22 protein-coding genes are annotated in these 23,470 nt (G+C 65.1%); 12 read left to right on the forward strand and 10 right to left on the reverse strand.

Translation table 11 applies throughout. The annotated features are described in order from the left end of the window. The first annotated feature begins 228 nt into the window (after positions 1-228). The 3 genes from P8T11_RS13025 to P8T11_RS13035 all read left to right on the forward strand — a co-directional run bounded on the left by P8T11_RS13025 (position 229) and on the right by P8T11_RS13035 (position 2,041). Positions 229-672 (forward strand): GFA family protein, encoded by a 444-nt coding sequence (locus P8T11_RS13025; RefSeq protein ID WP_278072173.1) that lies wholly within the window; start codon positions 229-231, stop codon positions 670-672. A 643-nt stretch (positions 673-1,315) separates the two neighbouring features. Beyond that, positions 1,316-1,579, forward strand: a complete 264-nt coding sequence (gene infA, locus P8T11_RS13030) for a translation initiation factor IF-1 (protein WP_006221179.1) — start codon at positions 1,316-1,318, stop codon at positions 1,577-1,579. A gap of 174 nt (positions 1,580-1,753) precedes the next feature. Further along, on the forward strand, positions 1,754-2,041 hold the full coding sequence (locus P8T11_RS13035; RefSeq protein WP_268081550.1) for a hypothetical protein: 288 nt from the start codon (positions 1,754-1,756) through the stop codon (positions 2,039-2,041). Between the two features lie 41 nt (positions 2,042-2,082). Here P8T11_RS13035 and P8T11_RS13040 read toward each other — a convergent pair whose 3' ends face one another. The 3 genes from P8T11_RS13040 to mog all read right to left on the reverse strand — a co-directional run bounded on the left by P8T11_RS13040 (position 2,083) and on the right by mog (position 4,002). Then, positions 2,083-2,952, reverse strand: a complete 870-nt coding sequence (locus P8T11_RS13040; RefSeq protein WP_418910333.1) for a peptidoglycan DD-metalloendopeptidase family protein — start codon at positions 2,950-2,952, stop codon at positions 2,083-2,085. A gap of 5 nt (positions 2,953-2,957) precedes the next feature. Continuing rightward, complete coding sequence (locus P8T11_RS13045) at positions 2,958-3,296, reverse strand: hypothetical protein (protein ID WP_268081549.1); 339 nt, start codon at positions 3,294-3,296, stop codon at positions 2,958-2,960. 73 nt (positions 3,297-3,369) lie between these two features. Then, on the reverse strand, positions 3,370-4,002 hold the full coding sequence (gene mog, locus P8T11_RS13050; RefSeq protein ID WP_268081548.1) for a molybdopterin adenylyltransferase: 633 nt from the start codon (positions 4,000-4,002) through the stop codon (positions 3,370-3,372). Positions 4,003-4,402: 400 nt separating this feature from the next. On the opposite strand from mog, the gene P8T11_RS13055 reads away from it, so the two are divergent. Both P8T11_RS13055 and P8T11_RS13060 read left to right on the forward strand, forming a co-directional pair. Beyond that, positions 4,403-5,878, forward strand: coding sequence for an inorganic phosphate transporter (locus tag P8T11_RS13055; RefSeq protein WP_268081547.1), 1,476 nt, complete (start codon positions 4,403-4,405; stop codon positions 5,876-5,878). Between the two features lie 98 nt (positions 5,879-5,976). Continuing rightward, the gene (locus P8T11_RS13060; protein WP_268081546.1) at positions 5,977-6,657 is read left to right on the forward strand and encodes a DsbA family protein; all 681 of its coding nucleotides are present in this window, start codon (positions 5,977-5,979) and stop codon (positions 6,655-6,657) included. Positions 6,658-6,661: 4 nt separating this feature from the next. Here the strand turns inward: P8T11_RS13060 and P8T11_RS13065 are convergent, their stop codons facing one another. The 3 genes from P8T11_RS13065 to P8T11_RS13075 all read right to left on the reverse strand — a co-directional run bounded on the left by P8T11_RS13065 (position 6,662) and on the right by P8T11_RS13075 (position 8,619). Next, the gene (locus P8T11_RS13065; RefSeq protein WP_268081545.1) at positions 6,662-7,276 is read right to left on the reverse strand and encodes a glutathione S-transferase family protein; all 615 of its coding nucleotides are present in this window, start codon (positions 7,274-7,276) and stop codon (positions 6,662-6,664) included. A 72-nt stretch (positions 7,277-7,348) separates the two neighbouring features. Continuing rightward, positions 7,349-7,666, reverse strand: coding sequence for a chaperone modulator CbpM (locus P8T11_RS13070; RefSeq protein ID WP_268081544.1), 318 nt, complete (start codon positions 7,664-7,666; stop codon positions 7,349-7,351). Between the two features lie 2 nt (positions 7,667-7,668). After that, complete coding sequence (locus P8T11_RS13075; RefSeq protein WP_268081543.1) at positions 7,669-8,619, reverse strand: DnaJ C-terminal domain-containing protein; 951 nt, start codon at positions 8,617-8,619, stop codon at positions 7,669-7,671. Positions 8,620-8,838: 219 nt separating this feature from the next. On the opposite strand from P8T11_RS13075, the gene P8T11_RS13080 reads away from it, so the two are divergent. From P8T11_RS13080 to fabI, 6 genes are all read left to right on the forward strand, one after another. Further along, complete coding sequence (locus P8T11_RS13080; RefSeq protein WP_050448791.1) at positions 8,839-9,168, forward strand: DHCW motif cupin fold protein; 330 nt, start codon at positions 8,839-8,841, stop codon at positions 9,166-9,168. 128 nt (positions 9,169-9,296) lie between these two features. After that, positions 9,297-9,932, forward strand: coding sequence for a glutathione transferase (gene yfcF, locus P8T11_RS13085; protein WP_268081542.1), 636 nt, complete (start codon positions 9,297-9,299; stop codon positions 9,930-9,932). A 194-nt stretch (positions 9,933-10,126) separates the two neighbouring features. Continuing rightward, on the forward strand, positions 10,127-12,694 hold the full coding sequence (locus tag P8T11_RS13090; protein WP_268081541.1) for a DUF3141 domain-containing protein: 2,568 nt from the start codon (positions 10,127-10,129) through the stop codon (positions 12,692-12,694). Next, on the forward strand, positions 12,691-13,635 hold the full coding sequence (locus P8T11_RS13095; protein WP_268081540.1) for a phosphate acetyltransferase: 945 nt from the start codon (positions 12,691-12,693) through the stop codon (positions 13,633-13,635). The genes P8T11_RS13090 and P8T11_RS13095 overlap by 4 nt, the downstream gene beginning before the upstream one ends. Positions 13,636-13,668: 33 nt before the next feature. After that, positions 13,669-14,880 carry an acetate/propionate family kinase gene (locus P8T11_RS13100; protein WP_268081539.1) on the forward strand — a complete coding sequence of 404 codons (1,212 nt, stop codon included), beginning with the start codon at positions 13,669-13,671 and terminating at the stop codon, positions 14,878-14,880. Positions 14,881-14,917: 37 nt separating this feature from the next. Next, positions 14,918-15,706: an enoyl-ACP reductase FabI gene (fabI, locus tag P8T11_RS13105; protein WP_268081538.1), complete on the forward strand. Its 789-nt coding sequence runs from the start codon at positions 14,918-14,920 to the stop codon at positions 15,704-15,706. Positions 15,707-15,708: 2 nt separating this feature from the next. Here the strand turns inward: fabI and P8T11_RS13110 are convergent, their stop codons facing one another. Continuing rightward, entirely contained in the window at positions 15,709-17,397 is a 1,689-nt protein-coding gene (locus tag P8T11_RS13110) for a SulP family inorganic anion transporter (RefSeq protein WP_268081537.1), read from the reverse strand. Between the two features lie 285 nt (positions 17,398-17,682). Here P8T11_RS13110 and P8T11_RS13115 point away from each other — a divergent pair, with 285 nt between their 5' ends. Further along, positions 17,683-18,666 carry a Bug family tripartite tricarboxylate transporter substrate binding protein gene (locus tag P8T11_RS13115; RefSeq protein WP_268081536.1) on the forward strand — a complete coding sequence of 328 codons (984 nt, stop codon included), beginning with the start codon at positions 17,683-17,685 and terminating at the stop codon, positions 18,664-18,666. Between the two features lie 266 nt (positions 18,667-18,932). On the opposite strand, the gene P8T11_RS13120 is transcribed toward P8T11_RS13115, so the two are convergent. The 3 genes from P8T11_RS13120 to tkt all read right to left on the reverse strand — a co-directional run bounded on the left by P8T11_RS13120 (position 18,933) and on the right by tkt (position 23,282). Continuing rightward, entirely contained in the window at positions 18,933-20,126 is a 1,194-nt protein-coding gene (locus P8T11_RS13120) for a phosphoglycerate kinase (RefSeq protein ID WP_268081535.1), read from the reverse strand. A gap of 93 nt (positions 20,127-20,219) precedes the next feature. Next, on the reverse strand, positions 20,220-21,230 hold the full coding sequence (gene gap, locus P8T11_RS13125) for a type I glyceraldehyde-3-phosphate dehydrogenase (protein ID WP_006221200.1): 1,011 nt from the start codon (positions 21,228-21,230) through the stop codon (positions 20,220-20,222). Positions 21,231-21,245: 15 nt separating this feature from the next. Next, complete coding sequence (tkt, locus tag P8T11_RS13130; protein ID WP_268081534.1) at positions 21,246-23,282, reverse strand: transketolase; 2,037 nt, start codon at positions 23,280-23,282, stop codon at positions 21,246-21,248. Positions 23,283-23,470: the final 188 nt, after the last annotated feature.

Raw genomic sequence — 23,470 nt, forward strand, 5'->3', positions numbered from 1 at the left:
GATCCCCTTGGATGTGGTCATTGCGGCATTCTGTTTTCGCGGCATGACAGCGCGATGACCCGCCAACACTATCGCCAGGGATAAAAATCGGGGCCAGCAATCAACTGAAAGATTGCCGTCATAAACACGCTTGCGGACAGCTTGCGGCGACCGGCGACGGGCGACGGGCAACCGGCGACCGGCGGCGCAGGTATATTCGAGGTGTTATCCCAATGCCTGGCGCTCATCATGATCAAAGGTTCCTGCCTGTGCGGCCGCGTGGCTTACGAGATCGACGGCCCCCTCACCGACGCCCTGAACTGCCACTGCGTCATGTGCCGCAAGTCGCACGGCGCGGCTTTTCGAAGCCGCGCCTCGGTGCAAGCCGTTGATTTCAAATGGACCAAGGGCGAAAACCACGTCACGTGGTATGCCTCGTCACCAGGCAACTACCGGGGGTTCTGCGAAGCCTGCGGCACGCCCTTGCTAAGCCGCTTCGATCAGGCGCCCGACGCCTACGGCCTGCCCCTGGGTGCACTGGATGACGACCCTGGCGTGAAGCCCGCCGCGCATTGCCACGTGGCCAGCAAGGCCCCGTGGTTCGACATCTCGGATGATTTGCCCCAATACCCGACGACTTCCCCGCCGAGATCGGATCCCGTCAGCAAACCGTTACATAAGCCTGCACCCTGAAGCCGTAACGCGCCGCCCCGCGCCATCCGGGGGCCTCAGCCCACGCCCCGCGCGCGGCGAGTCGTTCAGCAGCAACTATCACGGCGCTGCGGCGGATAAATACTGGCTAAGCGTCGCGCTTTGCAGTAACATCAGTCCGTGATTTTTCCGCAAAAACCGGGCTTCGGTCACTCTGCGTGCCAACCTGTACTCCTTCGGGCAACCCCCCAAGATACCCAGGCTGCTCCCGGTTTGGTTGAGATAAGCCACTGGATTACCCCCACGGGATGGCCCGGGTGGACATCACTGGGGAACCTCACGGATCAACCCACCGAGCAACCCACCGAGCGACCTCACCCCTGCCCCAGGCGCCGCAACATTTTGCGCCGCAGGGCATTGCAGCAAACGCTCCAACCCGCTTCTTCCGGAGCCATGCATTTGCATGGCGTCGCGACCAAGCCGCGCCCCGCGCGCACATTGCCCACGCTGCGCGAGTATCCGTCATTTCAGACATCCGCTTCGGATGCCGTGGCCGTTACCCGCGCTTGCCCGAACGTTTTACGTTCAACCGCTGGACCTGGTTATCTGTGTCCAACGCGCATGCCGCTTCGTGCGGCGCGTCATGCCGCCGGCCTGGCTGCGCGTATTGATCAAGGAGTAGAGAATGGCTAAAGAAGAACTCATCGAATTGGATGGCATTGTTGACGAAGTGCTGCCCGATAGCCGCTACCGCGTCAAACTGGACAACGGCATCGAAGTCGGCGCTTACGCCTCCGGCCGTATCCGCAAGCACCGCATCCGCATCCTGGCGGGTGACCGTGTCACCCTGGAAATGTCGCCCTATGACCTGACCAAGGGCCGCATCAATTTCCGCCACAAGGACGAACGCGCCCCCGCGCCCCATCGTCCCCAGCAATACCGCCGTTAAGCCAGGGCCTCAGGGCCGGCCTGTTGGCCGGCTCCCCTGGCTTTTCGTCGCCCGCCCCAGGGCTCACCGCCCTTAAGGCCACGGCGCGACATGCCGTAATGCGTGGAACGTCCGTTCGTGAAAAAATGGCAACCCGGTCAGGCGCAATGTCTGGCGGGAAACGCATGAAGCAAGATGGATTTCACAGAAGAGTTGCAAGCCGCTGCTGACCAGCTTTCCCTGGCGCGAAGAAAATTCGCGAAGGGGGAGGAAGGCCTGCGCCTGCTGCATCAGTCGCGCGAGGCGTTCATCAACAGCCTGCGTAATACCGGCCTGACCTACGCCGAAGCCAAGATCAAGTACGACAACTGCCTGGACGAGCAAGAGGCCGCGCAGCGTCATGTACGCCAGCAGATGGATTATGCCGAGCGCATGCACCAGTTCGTGCTGAACAAGATCGCGCAGCAGACCGCCACGGCCTGATGCGTGCGCCGGGCACGCTGGCCCGGCATTCAAGCATGGAATCAGGGCTTGAAGGCCCCGATGAAAATGGCCGGGTCAACCCGCGCATCGTTCAGGCTGATGTTCCAGTGCAGATGCGGACCGGTCGCGCGCCCCGTGGCGCCCACCTTGCCCACCACCCCACCACGCGGCACCTCGTCGCCCACCTTCACGTCAACCGCTGACATGTGGCAGAACATGCTGATGAAGCCTTGGCCATGGTCGATGAACACGGTCTTGCCGTTGAAGAAATAATCCCCCACCAGCACCACCACGCCCGCTGCCGGCGCCTTGATCGGCGTGCCCGCGGGCACGGCGAAGTCCAGACCCGAATGCGGATTGCGTTCCTGTCCGTTGAAAAACCGACGCAACCCGAACGGGCTGGACAGCCGCCCGCCGTTGACCGGGCGGTCCAGCAGCACGTTGCTGGGCGTGACGCCAGCGCGATACGTCCGGTAGGCCGCGATCTGCTCGGCCAGCTCGCGTTCGATGCGCTTCAGGTCGTCTGGGTTGGGGTCCACCTGGCGCCGATTCTTCAGGGTGATGTGCTGCGCCACGTAGTCCTTGGCGCCCACCTTGAACGGCAGTTTGCGTTCGCCGTTGGCGTCGCGCACCACGGCGTACTGCTCGCCCGGCTTCACGCTCAGCGGAATGCCCACCATGGCGATCCACTGCTTGCCTTCTTCGCGCAGGACCATCACGCGCCGGTCCTGGTACGTGACTTCGGGCGCATTGTCGGTATCGCCCAGCGACAAGACGGCCACGCCACCCGGCACGGGGGCATTCAGCTTGCGCGAAATAAAGCCTTGCTGGGCGGCGGCACGGCCAGGCAGGCCCAAGGCCAGGGCGGCCGCTGCCAGGCCCAGGCCCAGAACGGCGCGACGCGGGTACAGGGTGCTTACAGACACAGGTTCGCGGGTTCGATGATGCTTTGGTCGCGGCGGGCGATACGCGTGGACAGGCGCGCCTCGGTCTTGCCCTTCCAGGTGGTGGTGGTCAGCACGGCTTCGACGCCCAAGCTGTCTTCCTGAATCAATTCAAACCCGTTGCGCACCGCCTTCTGCTGGAAGTTGACGCCCATGTTCTTCCAGGCGCTGGCCACGCAGGTCGTGTAGTCCTCGGCCGTACGCTGGGTGGACCCGTAGAACACCGGGTCGCGATCACGCACGTCTTTGACGTTGGCGCAAGCCGACAGGGCAGCCAGGGCGATAAGGGACAGGGCAATGCGAACCTTCATGACGGGCGGACTCTCAAGCAAAAAGTGGATGGGCGGCCAAAACTATAACGCAGCGCTATCACGCGGCAACGACTCAGGGCTGCGGGGCACGGCGGGCCGATTTGGGGCGGAACGCATCAATGACTTCGGGGCGCGTCTCTGCATAGGGCCCACCGATGAGATCAATGCAATAGGGGATGGCGGCGAAAATTCCCGGCGCGATGACGGCGCCGTCGCCGCCCTTCAGCCCTTCCAGGGTTTCACGAATGGACTTCGGCTGGCCGGGCAAGTTCACGATCAGCGCGGCGTGCGAAGGCGTTTCGCGGATAACCGCCACCTGACGCGACAGAATGGCCGTGGGCACAAAGCGCAGGCTGATCTGGCGCATCTGTTCGCCGAAACCCGGCATTTCTTTCGTGCCCACGGCCAAGGTGGCCTCGGGTGTGACGTCGCGGCGGGCCGGGCCCGTGCCGCCGGTGGTCAGCACCAGGTCACAACCACAGACGTCGACAAGCTCGATCAAGGTTTCGGAAATGCGCGCGGGCTCGTCGGGGATCAGCCGATCCACTGCCTGCCAGGGCGACACCAGCGCCGAGCCCAGCCATTCGCGCAAGGCGGGCAGGCCCTGGTCCTGGTAGGCGCCGCTGGACGCGCGGTCAGAGACCGATACCAGGCCGATGATCAGGTCGTCGGGATGGCGGCGGGCGATTCGGGTCGTGGTGGTCATGGCGGAGGCGGTAAGAGAAAAAAGGGCAGTGGCGGCGGCTGGATATGGCGCACGGCGCGGTCGATCATGGCAATCCAGAAGACAGCCACGGTGTTGATGCTATCGCATTCTTTCCCTGGAGCCTGGCGGCCGAGCGGTCCTCGTGGCGGGTTCAACCCTATGGAAAAAAAGCGAATCGGTCCGTGGCCCCGTTTACCCGGCTTGTTCGCGCCCCAGGCGCTGAATAACATCCACTAACAAAAATATTCCAAGACTGTCGCCCGGCGGGGTCGACGGCGACGGCAGGATTGACGCTCCCCTTGAAAAGAACCGGGCGGGATTTGGTTTTTCGACGCAACCAGGACCCGGTCACAAATCTGCAATAATCGGCTCCTCACGCCGGAACCTCCCCCCCGCCTCCATGTTCGACCTCTTCCACGGCCTTGATCTCTGGGTCGGCCTCAGTCTTGTGCTGGCCCTGACATTCGTCCTGGCCTTCGAATTCATCAATGGTTTCCACGACACGGCCAACGCCGTGGCCACGGTCATCTACACCAAGGCCATGCCACCGCATCTTGCGGTGGTGCTGTCCGGCATCTTCAACTTCCTGGGCGTGCTGCTGGGTGGCGTGGGGGTGGCCTACGCCATCGTCCACCTGTTGCCGGTGGAGCTGCTGATCAACGTGGATACCGGCCGCGGCCTGGTCATGGTGTTCGCCATGCTGGCCGCCGCCATCGCCTGGAATCTGGGCACCTGGTACTTCGGCATCCCCGCTTCCAGCTCGCATACGCTGATCGGCTCGATCCTGGGTGTGGGCCTGGCCAACGCCCTGATCACCGACCTGCCGCTGGCCGAGGGCGTGAACTGGGGCAAGGCGATCGACATCGGCATGTCGCTGGTGGCCTCGCCCATCGCCGGCTTCCTGGTGGCGGGCGGCCTGCTGCTGCTGCTCAAGCGCTGGCTACCGCTGTCGAAAATGCACAAGACGCCCGAGCAGCGCCGCGCCATCGACAACAAAAAGCACCCGCCGTTCTGGAACCGCCTGGTGCTGGTGCTGTCGGCCATGGGCGTGAGCTTCGTGCACGGCTCCAACGACGGCCAGAAGGGCATCGGCCTGATCATGCTGGTGCTGATCGGTATCGTGCCCGCCAACTTCGTGCTGGACACCACCAGCACCACCTACCAGATTGAACGCACGCGCGACGCGGCCAATCACCTGAACGTGTTCTACCACCGCAACGAAGCGATGCTGGGCGACTTCCTGGCGCTCAAGCGCCCGGACGCTAGCTCGGAATTGCCGCCCACCTTCCGCTGCGACCCCAAACTGACCATACCTACCATCGCCGCGCTGCAAACCGACCTGGCCGGCGTCAGCCACTACGCCGACCTGTCGGCCGAAAAGCGCATCGACGTGCGCCGCTACCTGCTCTGCCTGGATGACACGGCCAAGAAGGTATCGAGCATCGAGGGGCTGCCCGCCCGCGAACGCGCCGACCTGCAACGCCTGCGGGCCGACCTGACGGCCACCACCGAATACGCCCCCTTCTGGGTCATCGTGGCGGTGGCCCTGGCGCTGGGTGCCGGCACCATGGTCGGCTGGCGCCGCGTGGTGCTGACCGTGGGCGAAAAAATTGGCAAGCAAGGCATGACGTACGCGCAGGGCATGTCGGCGCAGGTGACGGCGGTTGCCGCCATCGGGCTGGCCAACGTGTTCAGCCTGCCGGTATCCACCACCCACGTGCTGTCCTCGGGCGTGGCGGGCACGATGATCGCCAACAAGACCGGCCTGCAAGGCAATACCGTGCGCAACATCCTGCTGGCCTGGGTGCTGACCCTGCCCGCCTCGATGGCGTTGGCGGCCGCGCTGTTCTGGCTCGGCGTACAAATCTCCGGATAAGGCCAAACGGCCGCGCGGGCAATCCGCGCGGCCGCTGCAACACAGTGGCGACCGGGTCAGGCTTTTCTTGGCACGCGGTCCGCGTCTACCATGGCGGCATGGCTACCCAGACCCCCACCCCCGCTCCCACCCCCACCCCCACCCTGCATTACATTTTTGACCCGCTCTGCGGCTGGTGCTACGGCGCCGCCCCGCTGGTGGACGCCGCGCGCGGCGTTGCCGGCCTGCATGTGGCGCCCCATGGCGGCGGCATGATGACGGGCGGCAACCGCCAGCCCGTCACCGACGCGCTGCGCCGTTACGTCATGGCGCATGACGAACGCATCGCCAGCATGACAGGCCAGGTCTTCGGCAAGGACTACGTCGACGGCTTGCTGCGTGATACCGGCGCCGTCTTCGATTCCGAGCCCCCCACCACCGCCATCCTGGCCGCCGAACAACTTGCTGGCCGCGGGCTGGACCTGCTCAAGCGCCTGCAACGCGCCCACTACGAAGAAGGCCGCCGCATCGCCGAGCCGGCCGTCCTGAAGGAACTGGCCCGCGAGATCGGCCTGGACGGCGCCGCGTTTGACGCCGCCTACGCCGCGGCAGAAGGAGCGGACACCACCGCGCACATCGCGGCCAGCCGTCAACTGCTTGCGCAAGTGGGCGGCAGCGGTTTCCCCACGCTGGTGCTCGAACAGCACGGTGCCTACACCCTGCTGGAACCGGGCCGCTACCTGGGTCGCCCGGAGCAGTGGCAGGCTGACCTGCGCAGCCGCCTCCAGCCCGGCGGCTGAGCGATCAGGATTCTTCGATGTCGCCGTCGCGCTGCAATGCCCGGTGCATGGCCGGGCGCGCGCCCAGCCGTTCCAGATAGGCGTTGAACACGGGCGATTCAGGAATTACCTTCATCTGAATCAGGTATTGCAGGGAACCGCCCAACACGATGTCGACGGCCGAAAATGTATCGCCCAGGAAGTACGGCCGCGCCTGCAACACCCGGGTCAGCACCTGCTCGACCTCGTCGGCCGACCCCCAACCCGGCGCGCCTTCCTGGTGCGGACGCTTCAAGGCACGTTCCACCATGGCCGGCTCGAACACGCCGGTGGAATACGCCAGCCAGGTCAGGTAGGGCCCACGCTGCGCATCGCCCACCAATGGCCCCAGCCCTTTTTCGGGAAAAAGGTCCGTCAGGTATAGCGCGATGGCCGGGGTTTCGAAGATGGGCACGCCGTCGTGCACCAGGGCGGGCACCTTGCGGTGGGGATGGATGTCGATGTAATCGGCGGGCATGTGCCCCGCGCTATCGGTGCCCCGGATGGACACCATTTCGGTGTCGTAGGGCACGCCTAATTCCTCAAGCAGCCACAACACCCTGAACGACCGCGAGCGCGGCGCATGGTAAAGCGTAAGCATGGTCGGCCTCCTCTGCCTTGCACACCGACCATTTTGCCTTGCACCGCGCGCGGGCGAAAGCCGCCGAAATGACTACTGATCCGCCTCGCCCAGGGCGCGCAGTTGCGCTTTCAGGCGCCGCACCTCCTGGCTCAGGTCCAGGATCAGCGCCACCGCATCCAGGCTGGCGCCGAAATCGTGCTCCAACCTGCGCGCGTGCAGGGCGCGCTGCAGGTCCAGGCTATAGAAGCACCACTCCGACGGTTGGCGGCCATTGGCATTGACGATGCCGACCTCAACCAGTTGGGCCACCCACTCCACTTCCGCGTGGCAGGCACGGGCCAGCTCATCCGCGCTGAGCGGCTGCGCTTTGCCCACGACGGTGGCGCTGGTGATGACAAGTTTGCTCATGATCAGACCCCCAGATGGCGTCGTGGGTTGAACGGCGCGTCCTGTTGCAGTTTCCGGTAGGCCGCCTTGGCCGCTTCGCTATCGGCGGGCGGCAGCACCAGGTCCAACACCAGATACAGGTCGCCCGGCGGATCACCCGGGATGCCGCGCCCGCGCAGCCGCAGCTTGCGGCCATTGCCCGACCCGGCAGGAATAGATACCTCAACCGTGCCCCCCGGCGTGGGCGCATTCACCTGCGAACCCAGCGCGGCTTCCCAGGGCGCCACCGGCAACGTCATGTACAGATCGCGCCCTTCGGCGCGGTAGCGAGGGTGCGGCTTGAAGCGCACCTCAAGATAAAGGTCGCCATTTTCGCCGCCGCCGTAGCCGGGCATGCCCTGGCCAGACAGCCGGATGAACTGGCCTTCGCGCACGCCCGCCGGGATGCGCACGCTGAGCGTGCGCGTCTGCAGATGCGGGCGGCCTTGCGCGTCCGTCTCCATGGCGCGCAGGCTGATGTCGCGCGTGGCGCCATGGATGGCGTCTTCCAGGTCCACCTCGATGGCGGCGTGATGGTCATCGCCACGCGCACGGAAATCCTGCTGGCCGCCGCCGCCCCGGCCGGCGCGTTGGCCACGGCCGCCGAACAGCGACGAGAAGAACTCGCTGAACTGCGCCTCGTCGCCAGGCGCCGCGCCCCGGTGAAATTCAAAACCTTCGTCCCAACCAGGCGGCGGCTGGAAACCGCCCTCGGGCGACACGCCCACCGCCAGGTTGTCGTAGGCCACGCGCTTTTCCTGGTCTCGCAGCACGTCATAGGCTTCGTTGACGTCGCGCATACGGACTTCGGCGTCGCTTTCCTTGCTGACGTCGGGGTGGTATTTGCGGGCGAGTTTGCGGTAGGCGCGCCGGATCTCGTCTTCCGACGCGCTGCGCTCCACCCCGAGAATGCTGTAGTAGTCCTTGAACTCCATATGCCAGCCCACCTTAAAGGTTTCGGCCGCCTGGGGCAGTGCCGCATCCGGCCTTGAATATCAAGAAGATAGGGGTTGCGGACCGATTTTTCAATGCGCAATATCAGACCAAGCCGTGGATGCGACATGTCACGCGAGTGGCGTAGTATCTGTTCCGTAGTATCGAATCTTTACCGGCGGCCAACCTACGGCCGCCTCCACCCCCACGCAGGATCCACGATGAAGATGAGCAACATCCCCTTCGGCACCACGGACTGGTCCGAAGTTGAACGCACCGAACACGCTGGCGACACGGGCATGGCCTATTGGCGCACGCGCCAATTCGGCGACCTGCGCGTACGCATGGTGGAATACACGGCGGGCTACCTGGCCGACCACTGGTGCACCAAGGGACACATCCTCTTCTGTCTGGAAGGCGAGCTGCACACCGAGCTAGAAGACGGCCGCCAATTCGTGTTGACGCCCGGCATGAGCTACCAGGTGGCCGACCAGGCCGAACCGCACCGTTCGTCCACGGCCACGGGCGCGAAGCTCTTCATTGTTGACTGATCTATTGACTGATGCGCCCGCGCCACACGCAAAATTGCCGTTGCGTTACGCTTTGCAAGTCATGCGGCCCAGCGCCGCATGACGAATCATTGCTGCATTGCCAGACCCCCGCCTGACCGGAGACTACATTGGGCGCCCCGATTACCCTATACGTCGATTCCCAGTTCCTTAGCCCCTACGCCATGTCGGTGTATGTGGCGCTGGCCGAAAAGCAATTGCCTTTCGAAGTGCGCCCCATCGACCTGAACGCGGGCGAGCAACGGATGCAGCCCTATCAGTGCCGCGCGCTGACCGCGCGTGTGCCGGCGCTGACGCACGAGGACTTCAACCTGACGGAATCCAGCGTCATCACTGAATACCTGGAAGAAGTCTTTCCCGCCCCCCAACACGCCGCCTTGTACCCGCAAGCAATCCGCCCCCGTGCCCGTGCCCGCCAATTGCAGGCCTGGCTGCGCAGTGACCTGGCCGCGCTGCGCCAGGAACGTCCCACCGAAACCGTGTTCTACGGCGCGGCGGGCGAGCCCCTGTCCGATGCCGGGCACGCGGCCTTGGCCAAGCTGGTGCGGGTAGCCAGCTATCTGATTCCCGTGGGCCAGACCACGCTGTTCGACACATGGAGCATTGCCGACCTGGATTTGGCGGTCATGCTCAAGCGCCTGGCGCTGGACGACCTGCCCGACCCGTTGCGCGCTTATGCCGACGCCCAATGGCAACGCCCGTCCGTTCAGAAATGGCTGGAACACAACGCCGCCGCGCGCGACTGATAGCGAACCCTTGCCGGCCCATCGACAACAATAAAAAGGGACGGCTTTATTCGCTGCCGATTACCGAGTTTTAACCGTTGAAATGTTGCGGCGCAGCATTCGTTGCGGTGTAATGGTGAGGTCAACCTAGCCGGCTCCACTTGGGGCCGGTCCGACGGTCTTTCGCCGTCGGGCGCCACTAACAGGAGATCGCCATGGCCGATTCCGGCAACGATCGCGTCCCCACCCCGTCCTTCAATCCCTGGACGGCCGCCTACGAATATGCCGTGGATGCCTGGCAACGTGGCGTGCTCTACGCCGACGTGCTGCGCCAGCGCGGCAACCAGTATCACGAACACATGGCCAAGCGCGCCCCCAACGTGCTGAGCATGGAGTTCGAACTGGTGATGGATGGCCGCGAGCTGCCCCGCCCCGTCAACTACGGGCTGTTGCGCATCCAGCCGCCCGAAGGCGTGGAAACCGACCCGATCAAGCGCCCCTTCCTGGTGGTGGACCCGCGCGCCGGGCACGGCCCGGGCATCGGCGGCTTCAAGCCGGAAAGCGAAATCGGCGTGGCGGTCCGCGCGGGGCATCCCTGCTACTTCGCCACCTTCCTGCCGCAGCCCATGCCGGAACAGACCGTCGAAGACGTGATGATGGCCGAAGCGCGCTTCCTGGAAGAGATCATCGCGCTGCACCCCGACGCGGAAGGCAAGCCCGTGGTGGTGGCCAATTGCCAGGCCGGCTGGCAGATCATGATGACAGCCGCCGTCCGCCCCGAATTGTTCGGCCCCATCATCGTGGCCGGCGCCCCGCTGTCGTACTGGGCAGGCTGGCGCGGCATGAATCCCATGCGCTATTCCGGCGGTTTGTTGGGCGGAAGCTGGTTGACGGCAATGACCAGCGACCTGGGCAACGGCAAATTCGACGGCGCCTGGCTGGTGCAGAACTTCGAGAACCTGAATCCGGCCAACACCTTGTGGTCCAAGCAGTACAACCTGTATTCCAAGGTGGACACCGAAGCCGACCGCTACCTGAGCTTTGAAAAATGGTGGGGCGGCCACGTTTTCCTGAACGGCCCCGAAATCCAGTACATCGTCGACAACCTGTTCGTGGGCAACCGCCTGGCGACCGCGGGCCTGGTCACGTCGGACGGCATCCGTATCGACTTGCGCAATATCCGCTCGCCCATCGTGGTGTTCTGCTCTAAGGGCGACAACATCACGCCCCCGCCGCAGGCGCTGGGCTGGATTCCCGACCTTTACCAGAACGAGGCCGAAGTGCTGGCGCACGGGCAGACCATCGTCTATGCCGTGCACGAGAGCATCGGCCACCTGGGCATCTTCGTGTCGGGCAGCGTGGCCCGCAAGGAGCACCAGGAGTTCACGTCGAACATCGACATGATCGACGTGTTGCCGCCCGGCATCTACGAGGCTGAAATCGCCGACAAGACGCCCGACACGCCCAATGCCGACCTGGCGTTTGGCAACTACGTACTGTCGTTCGAGCAGCGCACCCTGGACGATGTGCGCACCATTGTCGACCGCAAGGAAGAAGACGATAAGCGCTTTGCCGCCGTGGCCCGCATCTCGGACATCAACCTGGGCATGTACCGCAGCTTCATGCAGCCGTGGCTGCGCGCGCTGGTCACGCCGCAATCGGCGGAATGGTCGCAGCGCCTGCATCCGTTGCGCTTGCCGTATGAGTTGATCTCGGATCGAAACCCCGCCATTGCCCCCATCGCGAAGGTTGCCGAACAGGTGCGCGAACACCGCCAGCAGGTGTCCGAATCCAACCCCTTCCTGATGGCGCAGGAAATGTTCTCGAACTGGGTCGAGACCAGCCTGAACATCTGGCAGGAAATGCGCGATTCGGCGGACGAACGCACCTTCATGGGTGTCTACGGTTCGCCGCTGGTGCAGGACCTGGCCGGCCTGGGCGCGCGCTCCGGCCCGCCGCGCAAGCACCCTGGCGTGTCGCCCGAACACCGCCGCTTCATGGAAGAACGCACCGCTGACCTGCGTTCGCTGCTGCAGGAAGGCGGCTTGCGCGTGGCGGCCATCCGCATGCTGCTGTACGTGTCCGGCGCCGAAGGTGGTTTGGACGAACGCAGCTTTGCGCTGATCCGCAAGGTGCGTGCCGAATCCGACAACGCCATGACGCTGCAGGAGTTCAAGGACACCATCCGCGACCAGGCCTTGATTCTGACGCTGGATTCCGACGCCGCTATCCAGGCCATGCCGCGCCTGCTGGAGAAGTCGCCCGCCGACGCCATCCGCAGCGCGTTGAAAACCATGAAGCACGTGTTGGAAGCCGCCGAGCCGCTTAGCCCGGCGGCTCGCGACAGCCTGACCGAAATGGAGCGCATCTTCGAAGCTGCCGAACGCCGTGCGCAGAAGCGCGCCCAGGCGCCCGCGCCCGCCAGGCTTGAAGCCACACCCGCGCCCACGGCCCCCGCGCTGAGCCTGATCGACGCGGCCGCGCAAGTGCCGTCCAAGGTCGCCAAGCCCCACCCGGCGGCAGCAAAATCGGCAGCCGCGGAGGCGCCTGAAAAGACCGCCAAGGCGGCGACCAAGGCGGCGCCGAAAGCAGCGTCCAAATCGGCAGCGGCCAAGCCGGCAGCCAAGCCGGCAGCGAAATCCGCAGCAAAGTCGGCAACCAAGTCGGTGAGCCCATCCGCGACCAAGCCCGCCACGAAGCGCGGCTCGAAGTCCACCGCTGCTTCCGCTCCCTCCGCCAACACCCCCGGCGCCCGTCAACCCGCCAAGGCCAAGCGCGCATGACACTGCCCACGTCCACGCATTACGACACGCTGATCGCACGCGCGCAAACGCTGGAACCGGCCTTCTGCGCCATTGCCCACCCCTGCGACGAACCGTCCTTGTCCGCCGCGCTGGAAGCCCGCGACCTGGGCCTGTTGCACCCCATTCTGGTGGGTCCGGAAAAGAAGATCCGCGACACGGCCGCCCAGTTCAAGCTGAACCTGGGCGACGCGCGCATTGTTGACGCGCCCCACAGCCACGCCGCCGCTGAAACGGCCGTGGCGCTGGTACGCAACGGCGAAGCCACGCTGCTGATGAAGGGCAGCCTGCACACCGATGAACTGATGCATGAAGTGGTGGCGCGCACCACCGGTTTGCGCACCAGCCGGCGCATCAGCCATGTGTTCATCATGGAAGTGCCCACCTATGCGGGCCCGCTGTTCATCACGGACGCGGCCATCAACATCTTCCCCGATCTGGAAACCAAGGCCGACATCATCCGCAACGTGATCGACCTGCATCACGGGCTGGGCTTGGGCGAGCCGCGCGTGGCCATCCTGTCGGCGGTGGAACAGGTCACGCCCAGCATTCCCAGCACCATCGAAGCGGCCGCCCTGTGCAAGATGGCCGACCGTGGCCAGATCACCGGCGGCCTGCTGGACGGCCCGCTGGCGCTGGACAACGCCATCAGCCCGGACGCGGCGCGCATCAAGGGCATCCGCTCGCCCGTCGCGGGCGTGGCGCAAGTGCTGGTGGTGCCCGACCTGGAAGCGGGCAACATGCTGGCCAAGAACCTGACGTTCCTGGCCAACGCTGAAGCGGCCGGCATCGTGCTGGGCGCGCGCGTGCCCATCATCCTGACCAGCCGCGCCGACAGCCCGCGTTCGCGCCTGGCCTCGTGCGCGGTGGCGGCCATCTACGCGCACCACCTCAGCCAGTTGGCGGCCCGCCCCCTGGTCTGACCCGCGTCCCCACCGCTACCGGATCCCAGAGCCATGAGCGAACCTCGCGACACCCGAGATACCAGCGATACCATCCTTGTCATCAACGCCGGCAGTTCCAGCATCAAGTTCTACCTGTACGACATCGACGGCAATCACGAACTGGCGCCGCGCCTGGGTGGCCAGTTGGAAGGCATCGGCACCTCGCACCCGAAGCTGCGGGTACGCGACGCGGCGGGCCAAACCTTGCTGGAACGCGATATTGCGCCCAGCCACGCGCCCGACGTGCCCAACGCCCAGGAAGTGGTCGGCACCTGGTTAAGCGGCCACCTGGGCGGCGCGCCGCTGGCGGTGGGGCACCGCGTGGTGCATGGCGGGCCGGATCTGTCCGAACCGGTGCTGGTGGATGATGCCGTGCTGGCCAAGCTGGATACGTTCACGCCGTTGGCGCCGCTGCATCAACCCAACAACCTGGCGCCCATTCGCGTGATCCGTGAACGCCGCCCGTGGATACCGCAGGTGGCCTGCTTCGACACGGCGTTTCACCGCAGCCATTCAGACGTGGCCGACCGCTACGCGCTGCCTGAATCGCTGTACCAGGAAGGCGTGCGCCGCTACGGCTTTCATGGGCTGTCCTACGAGTACATCGCGCAGCGTCTCGGCCAGGCCTTGCCAGACATCGCGCACGGCAAGATCATCGCCGCGCACCTGGGCTCGGGCGTGTCCGCCTGCGCCATGCACGAAGGCAAGAGCGTGGACAGCACAATGGGCTTCACCGCGCTGGAAGGGCTGCCCATGGGCACGCGCCCCGGCCGGCTGGATGCGGGCGTGGTGCTGTGGATGATGGAACGCGGCATGGACCACGACCAGATCGAGCACATGCTCTATCACGACTGCGGCATGAAGGGCCTGTCGGGCATCAGCAACGACATGCGCGAACTGCTGGCCAGCGATGCGCCATCGGCCCAGCTGGCGCTGAAGTATTTCGCGTGGCGCGTGGCCGAAGGCATGATCGGCCTGGGCTGCGCCATGAACGGCATCGACGGCATTGTGTTCACCGCCGGCGTGGGCGAGAACTCGCCCCAGATCCGCCAGATGATCGCTGACCATTGGGGCTGGCTGGGCATCAAGCTGGACCCGGAACGCAACGCCCACCAAGGGCCGCGCATCTCCAGCGACGACAGCCGCATCGGCGTGTATGTAATCCGCACGAACGAAGAGCTGGTCATCGCCCAACACACGCTGGCCCTGGTTCGCCAACAATGAATGCGCCAAGAATGTGCCAACCGCGAGTGAGCCCACGATGAACGCCCCTACCTCGAACGCGGCGTTGCCGCTGGCCGGCAAGCGCGGCCTGGTGACCGGCATCGCCAACGCCGATTCCATTGCCTGGGGCTGCGCCAAGGCGTTTCGCGCCATGGGCGCCGAACTGGCCGTGACCTATCTGAACGACAAGGCCCTGCCCCACGTCGCGCCGCTGGCCAAGCAGGTGGACGCGCCGCTGCTGATGCCGCTGAACCTGCTGAACGAGGGTGAACTGGAAGCGGTGTTCGACCGCGTCACGGCCGAATGGGGCCACCTGGACTTCGTGCTGCACTCCATCGCCTTCGCCCCGCGCGACGACCTGCATGGCCGCGTGACGGACTGCTCGCGCGAAGGCTTCCTGCAAGCGATGGATGTGTCGTGCTGGTCGTTCATCCGCATGGCGAAACTGGCCGAACCGCTGATGGCCAAGGGCGGCGCCCTGTTCTGCATGAGCTATTACGGCTCGCAGATGGTGGTGGAGCACTACAACATGATGGGGCCGGTGAAGGCGGCGCTGGAATCCGCCACGCGCTATCTGGCCGCCGAACTCGGCCCGCAAGGCATCCGCGTACATGCCATTTCGCCCGGGCCGCTGAAGACGCGCGCCGCCTCCGGCATTGCGGAATTCGACGCGCTGCTGGACCGCGCGCAAGCCAAGGCACCCGCGCGCAGCCTGGTGTCGATTGACGATGTGGGCGAAGCCACCGCGTGGCTGGCCACCGACGCCGCGCGGCTCATGACAGGGCAGACGCTGTACATCGACGGCGGCTATCACATCATCGATTAGGCTCAGGCAAGCGTGGCTGGCGCCCCCTGGCGCCACCGCTCTATCGCTTCGACCGCTTGTTCGGCGCTGCCGAAGATCTTGTCGCGGCCAATTTTCTTGACCAGCCCCGAGCGTTCAAGCGCCATGCGGAACTGCCCATGGCCGCCCGCCACCAGCAAGCTGATCTGGCGCGCATCCAGTTCGCGCTTCAGCTCATACAGCGCTTCGACCGCATCGGCATCGGCCTGCGTCATGGCTTCGGCGTCCAGCACGAACCAGGTGGCGTCACCCGCGTGCTCCATGACCTCACGCGCGCGGCGCCGGAAAGCATCGGCGTTGAAGAACCAGACCGATGATTCAAACAGCCAGATCACCACGCCCGGCACGGGCTGCGCGTCGGGGTTCAGATGCAGCTTGCCCAGCACATATTCGCCGGGCAGCCGGCCCAGCAGCGCGTCGCGCGGGTTGCCCGACACATACATGGCGTACAGCAAGGTCGCGCCCACCGACACCGCCACGCCTTGCAGCACGCCAAAGCCCACCACGCCCACCGCCGCCAAAATGCCAAAAGCCAGTTCAATGCGTGAAATGCGCGCCAGGCGCATGAAGGCCTTGGCATCGAAAAGGCTGGCCGCCGCCAGCAGCAAGATGGCCGACAGCACGGCTTGCGGCAGCCAGTACAGCGGCGCGCTCAACAAGCCCACAACGATCGCCAGCGCAACGGCCGCGCTGACGCTGACCAGCGGCGACGAGCCCCCGGCCACCAGCCCCACCGCTGTACGCGAATCCGCGCCCGTCACGACAAACCCCTGAAACAGACCCGCCGCCACATTGGCCGCGCCAAAGCCCACCAGTTCGCGGTTGGGGTCCACATGTTCACCGGTGCGGGCGGCAAAGCTGCGCGCCGTGACGATGCCGCTGGAAAAACTGACCACCAGCACCCCCGCCGCGCCCAACAGCATGCTGTCCACGCCTTCCAGCCGCATGGGCAGGCTGATGCCCGGCAAGCCGGCCGGCACGTCGCCCACGACCGCGATGCCCAGGCTGGGAAAATCAAACAGCCACGACAACAGGCAGCCCCCCACCACCAGCAGGATCGGGCCGGGCCAGGCCGGCCGCCAGCGCTTGACCCCAATCAGCAACGCACACGAGGCCAGCCCCAGGATCAGGGTTGGAATCTGGATTTCCTGCACCCGCCGGGACAGCTCCAGAAACGGATGCACCAGGCCGCTGTTGCGCAGTCCCACGCCCGTCAACCCGCTCATTTGCGACACCGCCAAGGTAATCGCCACGCCGGCCATGTAGCCGATCAGGACGGGACGCGACAGCAGGTTGGCCAGCACGCCCAGCCGCAGCACGCGGGCGATCAGGCAGCCCACGCCCACGGTCAGCGCAATGCCGGTGGCGGCCACGAGCCGGTCTTCGGGGGATGTCAGCGCCATGCCCGTGAGGGTGGCGGCGATGAGCGTGCAGGTGGCGGTGTCCGGCCCCACGATCAGGGTGCGTGACGAACCAAACAGCGCATAGCCCAGCATGCCCGCAATGGCGGCCCACAGGCCGGCGACGGGGGGAACGCCCATCATGGCGGCATAGGCCAGGCCCACCGGCAAGGCCACCGCCGCCACGCTTAGCCCGGCCATGACGTCGCGCCGCGCCGAATCTCGGGTCATGCCACGGAAATTGTTCAGGCCAGGGAAGAAGCGTAGGTTCATGATGCTGCGAGACGACCGATGGATGATGATGCGCGACGGGCACATAGACCGCAAAGGCTACACCAGGCGGCGCACACTGAACCCGATCCACATCAACAAGCTGTCACTTTTCATTCCTTTTTAGAATGAAGATCGTTGCGTATTTATCTCTTTTATCGAAAAGCCGGATTGCGTAGAGTCCCCCGCATAAGAACAGCGGCCCCGCGCCGCGACTTGCACACCGACATGGCCCGCCCGCATCGACCACCCGACGCGAAGGACAGGGCCGGCACTTCTGGAGACTTGATGTCCTACGCCTTCCTGCGCCGCGCCAGCCGCGCGCTTATCCTGGCCACCTTTGCCGCGGGCGTTGCCCCGGCCGTGCACGCACAAACCTATCCCGACCGCCCGATCAAGCTGGTGGTGCCCTGGCCGCCAGGAGGCGCCACGGATTCATTGGGCCGCTTGTTGGCGCAACGCCTGTCAGAACGATTGGGGCAGACGGTGATCGTGGACAACAAGGCCGGCGCGGGCGGCAACATCGGCACCGCGTCCTTCGTGCGTGAAAAGGCCGACGGCTACACACTCTTGATGGCCACCAGTTCCACCAACGCGGCCAATCCGCACCTGTATTCGCGCCTGGGCTTCGATGCGGCCAAGGATTTCGCACCGGTCGCTTTCGTGGCCGAGATTCCCAACATTCTTGAAGTGCCGAAGCAGTCGCCCTTTCAATCGGTCGCGGACGTGGTCGCGGCCGCCAAGGCAGAACCCGGCAAGTTGAACTACGGCTCGGGCGGCGTGGGCTCGTCGCAGCATCTGGCGGGTTCGATGTTCAAGCACCTGACGGGCGCGGACGTGATGCACATTCCGTACAAGGGCAGCGGCCCTGCGGTGTCGGACCTGCTGGCTGGACAAGTCGACATGATGCTGGACACGGGCTCGCTGGCCCAGGTTCAGGCCGGCGCCCTGCGCGCACTGGCCGTGGCCTCGCATCAACGCCTGCCGGCCCTGCCGAACGTGCCCACCTTCGAGGAAGCAGGCGTGCCGAAGATGTTTGCGTCGGCCTGGTACGGCATCGTGGCCCCCGCCGGCACCCCGTCGGAGGTGGTGCAACGCCTGAACAAGGAAGTCAACGCCGTCGTGGCCAGCCCGGACGTGAAGCAGCGCATGGAAAACATGGGCGCGCTGGTGCCAGCCGGCCAATCGCCGGAAGAATTCGGCGCGTTCATCCAATCGGAAATCCAGCGCTACGCAGAGATCGTGAAAATCTCCGGCGCCAAAATGGAATAAGGATGGTCGGTTAAAAACCGATGTCCAATGGCACGTAGGATGGGTGCAGCGCGAGCCCAATCCAAAGAAGAACACCAGCCCCAAACGCGCGAAACCCATCAAGCAGCACAGGCGCAATGGCTGAATCAGCCACATGCGAATGCCGCTTGATGGGTTCGCGCGATAAATTGCAGCGCCCTTGCAGAGACCATCTCGCGCCACACCCATCCTACGATGGGACATTGCGCGAACGATCCATCATTTCGCGCGTAGCGCGAACCATCCCTTTACGACGCGCGAGCTTCCAGCACGGCCACGGCCGGCAGGGTTTTGCCTTCCAGGAATTCCAGGAACGCGCCGCCGCCCGTCGAGATGTAGCCCACCTGCTCGCCGATGCCGTACTTGGCGATGGCGGCCAGCGTGTCGCCACCACCGGCGATCGAAAAGCCGTCGGACTCCGCAATCGCGCGCGCCACCACTTCGGTGCCGTTGGCGAACTGGTCGAATTCGAACACGCCAACCGGGCCGTTCCAGACGATGGTGCCGGCCTTCTTCAGGATCTCGGCCAACTGCGCCGCGGTTTGCGGGCCGATGTCCAGGATCATGTCGTCGTCGGCCACGTCGGTGGCGGCCTTGACCGTGGCTTCGGCATCCGCGCCGAATGCCTTGGCGCACACCACATCCACCGGAATCGGCACGGCTGCGCCGCGCTGCTTCATCATGTCGATCACGGCGCGCGCCTGCTCAACCTGGTCAGGTTCCGCCAGCGACTTGCCGATGGGCAGGCCGGCGGCCAGCAGGAAGGTGTTGGCAATGCCGCCACCCACCACCAACTGGTCAACCTTGTCGGCCAGCGATTGCAGGATGGACAGCTTGGTCGAGACCTTCGAGCCGCCCACGATGGCGACCAGCGGGCGCTTGGGTTCATGCAGCGCACGACCCAGGGCGTCAAGCTCGGCTTCCAGCAAGGGGCCGGCGCAGGCCACGGGCGCAAAGCGCGCGATGCCGTGCGTGGTGGCTTCGGCGCGGTGAGCGGTGCCGAAGGCGTCGTTGACGTAGACGTCGCACAGCGCGGCCATCTTCTTGGCCAGTGCTTCGTCGTCCTTCTTTTCGCCGACGTTCACGCGGCAGTTTTCCAGCAGCACGACCTGGCCGTGATCGACTTGCACGCCATCGACCCAGTCGCGCACCAACTGCACGGGCATGCCCAGCAATTCGGACAGGCGTTGGCCAACCTTGGCGAGCGAATCGGCGTCGGTCAGCACGCCTTCTTTCGGGCGGCCCAGGTGGGAAGTGACCATCACGGCGGCGCCGGCGTCCAGCGCCAGGCGGATGCCGGGCACGGACGCGCGGATGCGCGTGTCTTCGGAAATGCGGCCGGCGTCATCGAACGGCACGTTCAAGTCGGCACGGATGAACACGCGCTTGCCGGACAGAGCGCCGGACTTGGCCAGCGCGGACAGGGTATTGACCTTGGACATAATTGAATTCCTACGATAGGCGAACAAAGGGGACGAACCCATTTTCCGCATTGGCGGAAAACAAATCCGTCCCCTCTGGACTGACCGTGTTGCTTACTTGGCCGACATCAGCGCGACGGTGGTGTCGAGCATGCGGTTCGAGAAGCCCCACTCGTTGTCGTACCAGGACGAGACCTTGACCAGACGGCCCGAGACCTTGGTCAGCGACGCGTCAACGGTGCTGGAGGCCGGGTTGTGGTTGTAGTCCACCGAGACCAGGGGTTCGGTGTTGTAGTCCAGGATGCCCTTGAGCTCGCCTTCCGACGCGGCCTTCAGGATGCTGTTCACTTCCTCGGCGGTCGTGTCGCGGCTGGCCACGAACGACAGGTCGACCAGCGACACGTTGATGGTCGGGACGCGGATGGCGTAGCCGTCCAGCTTGCCGTTCAGTTCCGGCAGCACCAGGCCCACGGCGGCGGCAGCGCCGGTCTTCGTGGGGATCATGCTCATCGTGGCCGAACGCGCGCGACGCAGGTCTTCGTGATAGACGTCGGTCAGGACCTGATCGTTGGTGTAGGCGTGAACGGTCGTCATCAGGCCGTTTTCCAGGCCCAGCTTGTCGTTCAGCGGCTTGACCAGCGGGGCCAGGCAGTTGGTGGTGCACGAAGCGTTCGAAATGACCGTATCGGTCGACTTCAGCACGCCGTGGTTCACGCCGAACACGATGGTGGCGTCCACATCCTTGCCGCCCGGGGCCGAGATGATGACTTTCTTGGCGCCGCCCTTGATGTGCGCGCCGGCCTTTTCCTTGGTCGTGAAGAAGCCCGTGCATTCCAGGACCACGTCAACCTTGAGCTCGCCCCAGGGCAGTTCAGCCGGGTTGCGGTTGGCCAGCACGCGGATCTTGTCGCCGTTGACGACCATGAAGTCGCCGTCGACTTCGACGGTACCCGGGAACTTGCCGTGGGCGGTGTCGTAGCGCGTCAAGTGCGCGTTCGTCTTGGGATCGCCCAGATCGTTGATGGCGACGATTTCGATATCGTGCTTCTTGCCACCTTCGTAGTGGGCACGCAGGATGTTGCGGCCGATGCGACCGTAACCATTGATGGCGACGCGAATAGTCATACTAAGCTCCCTTTTTTACAAAACCTGTTTGACGGTCTCGGCCACCTTGTCGGCGGTCAGCCCGAAGAACTTGAACAATGCGCCGGCCGGGGCGGATTCACCGTAGCGGTCGATGCCGACCACGGCGCCTTCCAGGCCCACGTACTTGTGCCAGAAGGCGGTCACGCCGGCTTCGACAGCCACGCGCGGCAGGCCCTTGGGCAGCACGGATTGTTTCCAGGCGGCGTCCTGCTTGTCGAACACGTCGGTGCTGGGCATTGAGACCACGCGCACGGCGATGCCGTCCTTGGCCAGTTGGGCCTGCGCCTCCAGCGCAATGGCCACTTCCGAGCCGGTGGCGATGATGACGGCGCGGGCGCCTTCGGCATCACGCAGCACGTAGCCGCCGCGCGCAATCGCGTCCACGGTGGCGGCATCGCGCGGCACGAACGGCAGGTTCTGGCGCGACAGCAACAGGGCCGTCGGGCCACCGTCATGCACGTCCATGCCGATGCTGGTCGGGCGCGTCACGGCAGCGTTCCAGGCCACGGCGGTTTCGGCCGTATCGCAAGGACGCCACAAGGACAGGTTGGGGATCAGGCGCAGGCTGGCGGCGTGTTCGATCGACTGGTGGGTCGGGCCGTCTTCGCCCAGGCCGATGGAATCGTGCGTGAACACGTGCACGACGCGCTGCTTCATCAGCGCGGCCATGCGGATGGCGTTGCGCGAGTAGTCCGAGAACGTCAGGAAGGTGCCGCCGAAAGGCAGGTAACCGCCATGCAGGGCCACGCCGTTCATGATGGCGGCCATGCCGAATTCGCGCACGCCGTAGTTGATGTGGCGGCCGAACTGGATGCCCTTGTCGCCGGCCCGAACGGCGCCAACGCCCTTCCAGTCGGTGAAGTTGGAACCGGTCAGGTCGGCCGAGCCGCCCAGCATTTCAGGCAGCAGCGGCGCCAGCGCGGCGATCGCGAATTGCGAGGCCTTGCGGGTGGCGACGGTTTCGGCCTTTTCCAGGGTCGAGGCCAGGAAGGCCTTGAACTGGTCGGCGTAGCCCTCGGGCATTTCGCCCTTCATGCGGCGCGTGAATTCAGCGGCTTCGGCGGGAAATGCGGCGGCGTAGGCATCAAACGCGGTCTGCCATTCGGCTTGGGCCGCGGCGCCCGACTTGCGGCCATCCCAGCCGTCGTACACGTCTTGCGGAATCTGGAACGGTTCCGACGACCAGCCCAGCGCGGCGCGCGTGGCGGCGATTTCGTCCTTGCCCAGCGGCGCGCCGTGCACGTTGTGCGTGCCGGCCATGTTGGGCGAACCCTTGCCGATGACGGTGCGGCAGATGACCAGCGTGGGCTTTTCCGATTGCGAACGCGCGGCCTTGATGGCGGCGTCCACGGCAGCGACGTCATGGCCGTCAACGCCACGGATCACGTTCCAGCCGTAGCCTTCGAAGCGCTTGGCGGTGTCGTCGGCGAACCAATGTTCGACGTGGCCGTCGATGGAGATGCCGTTGTCGTCATACAGCACGACCAGCTTGGAAAGCTTGAGCGTGCCGGCCAGCGAGCACACTTCGTGCGAGATGCCTTCCATCAGGCAGCCGTCGCCCGTGAAGGCGTAGGTGTGGTGGTCGACGATGGTGTGGCCGGGCTTGTTGAATTCAGCGGCCAGCAGCGCTTCGGCCAGCGCCATGCCCACGGCGTTGCCCAGGCCCTGGCCCAGCGGGCCGGTGGTGGTTTCCACGCCCGGGGTGATACCCACTTCGGGGTGGCCCGGCGTCTTGGAATGCAACTGGCGGAAATTCTTGAGCTCGTCGATCGACAGGTCGTAACCCGTCAGGTGCAAGAGCGCGTAGATCAGCATCGAGCCGTGGCCGTTGGACAGCACGAAACGGTCGCGGTTGGCCCAGGCGGGATCTTTGGGGTTGTGGCGCAGGTTGCCCGTCCACAAGGCTTGGGCGATTTCCGCCATGCCCATGGGAGCACCCGGATGCCCGGAGTTCGCTTGTTGCACAGCATCCATCGCGAGGGCGCGGATGGCATCCGCCAAGGCAAGTTTAGGGGCGGTCGGATTGCTCATTCGGAAGGCTCTTTGAAGCTGGCGCGCCTAAGGGGAATATAGGGGCCAGTTGAGTGGGTTGCGAAGCAGACGATTTTAGCATCAGGGGATTTCCCTCACGCCATCGCTCTTAAGCCCGATGTAATGAAGCGTATCTCCGGGGGGAATATCAGCGTAGCTCCCACAATTGCGGGAAAGGAGTCCGACAT

It is taken from the genome of Achromobacter spanius, from assembly GCF_029637605.1.
In the GTDB taxonomy this organism is placed as follows: Bacteria; Pseudomonadota; Gammaproteobacteria; order Burkholderiales; family Burkholderiaceae_B; genus Achromobacter; species Achromobacter spanius_E.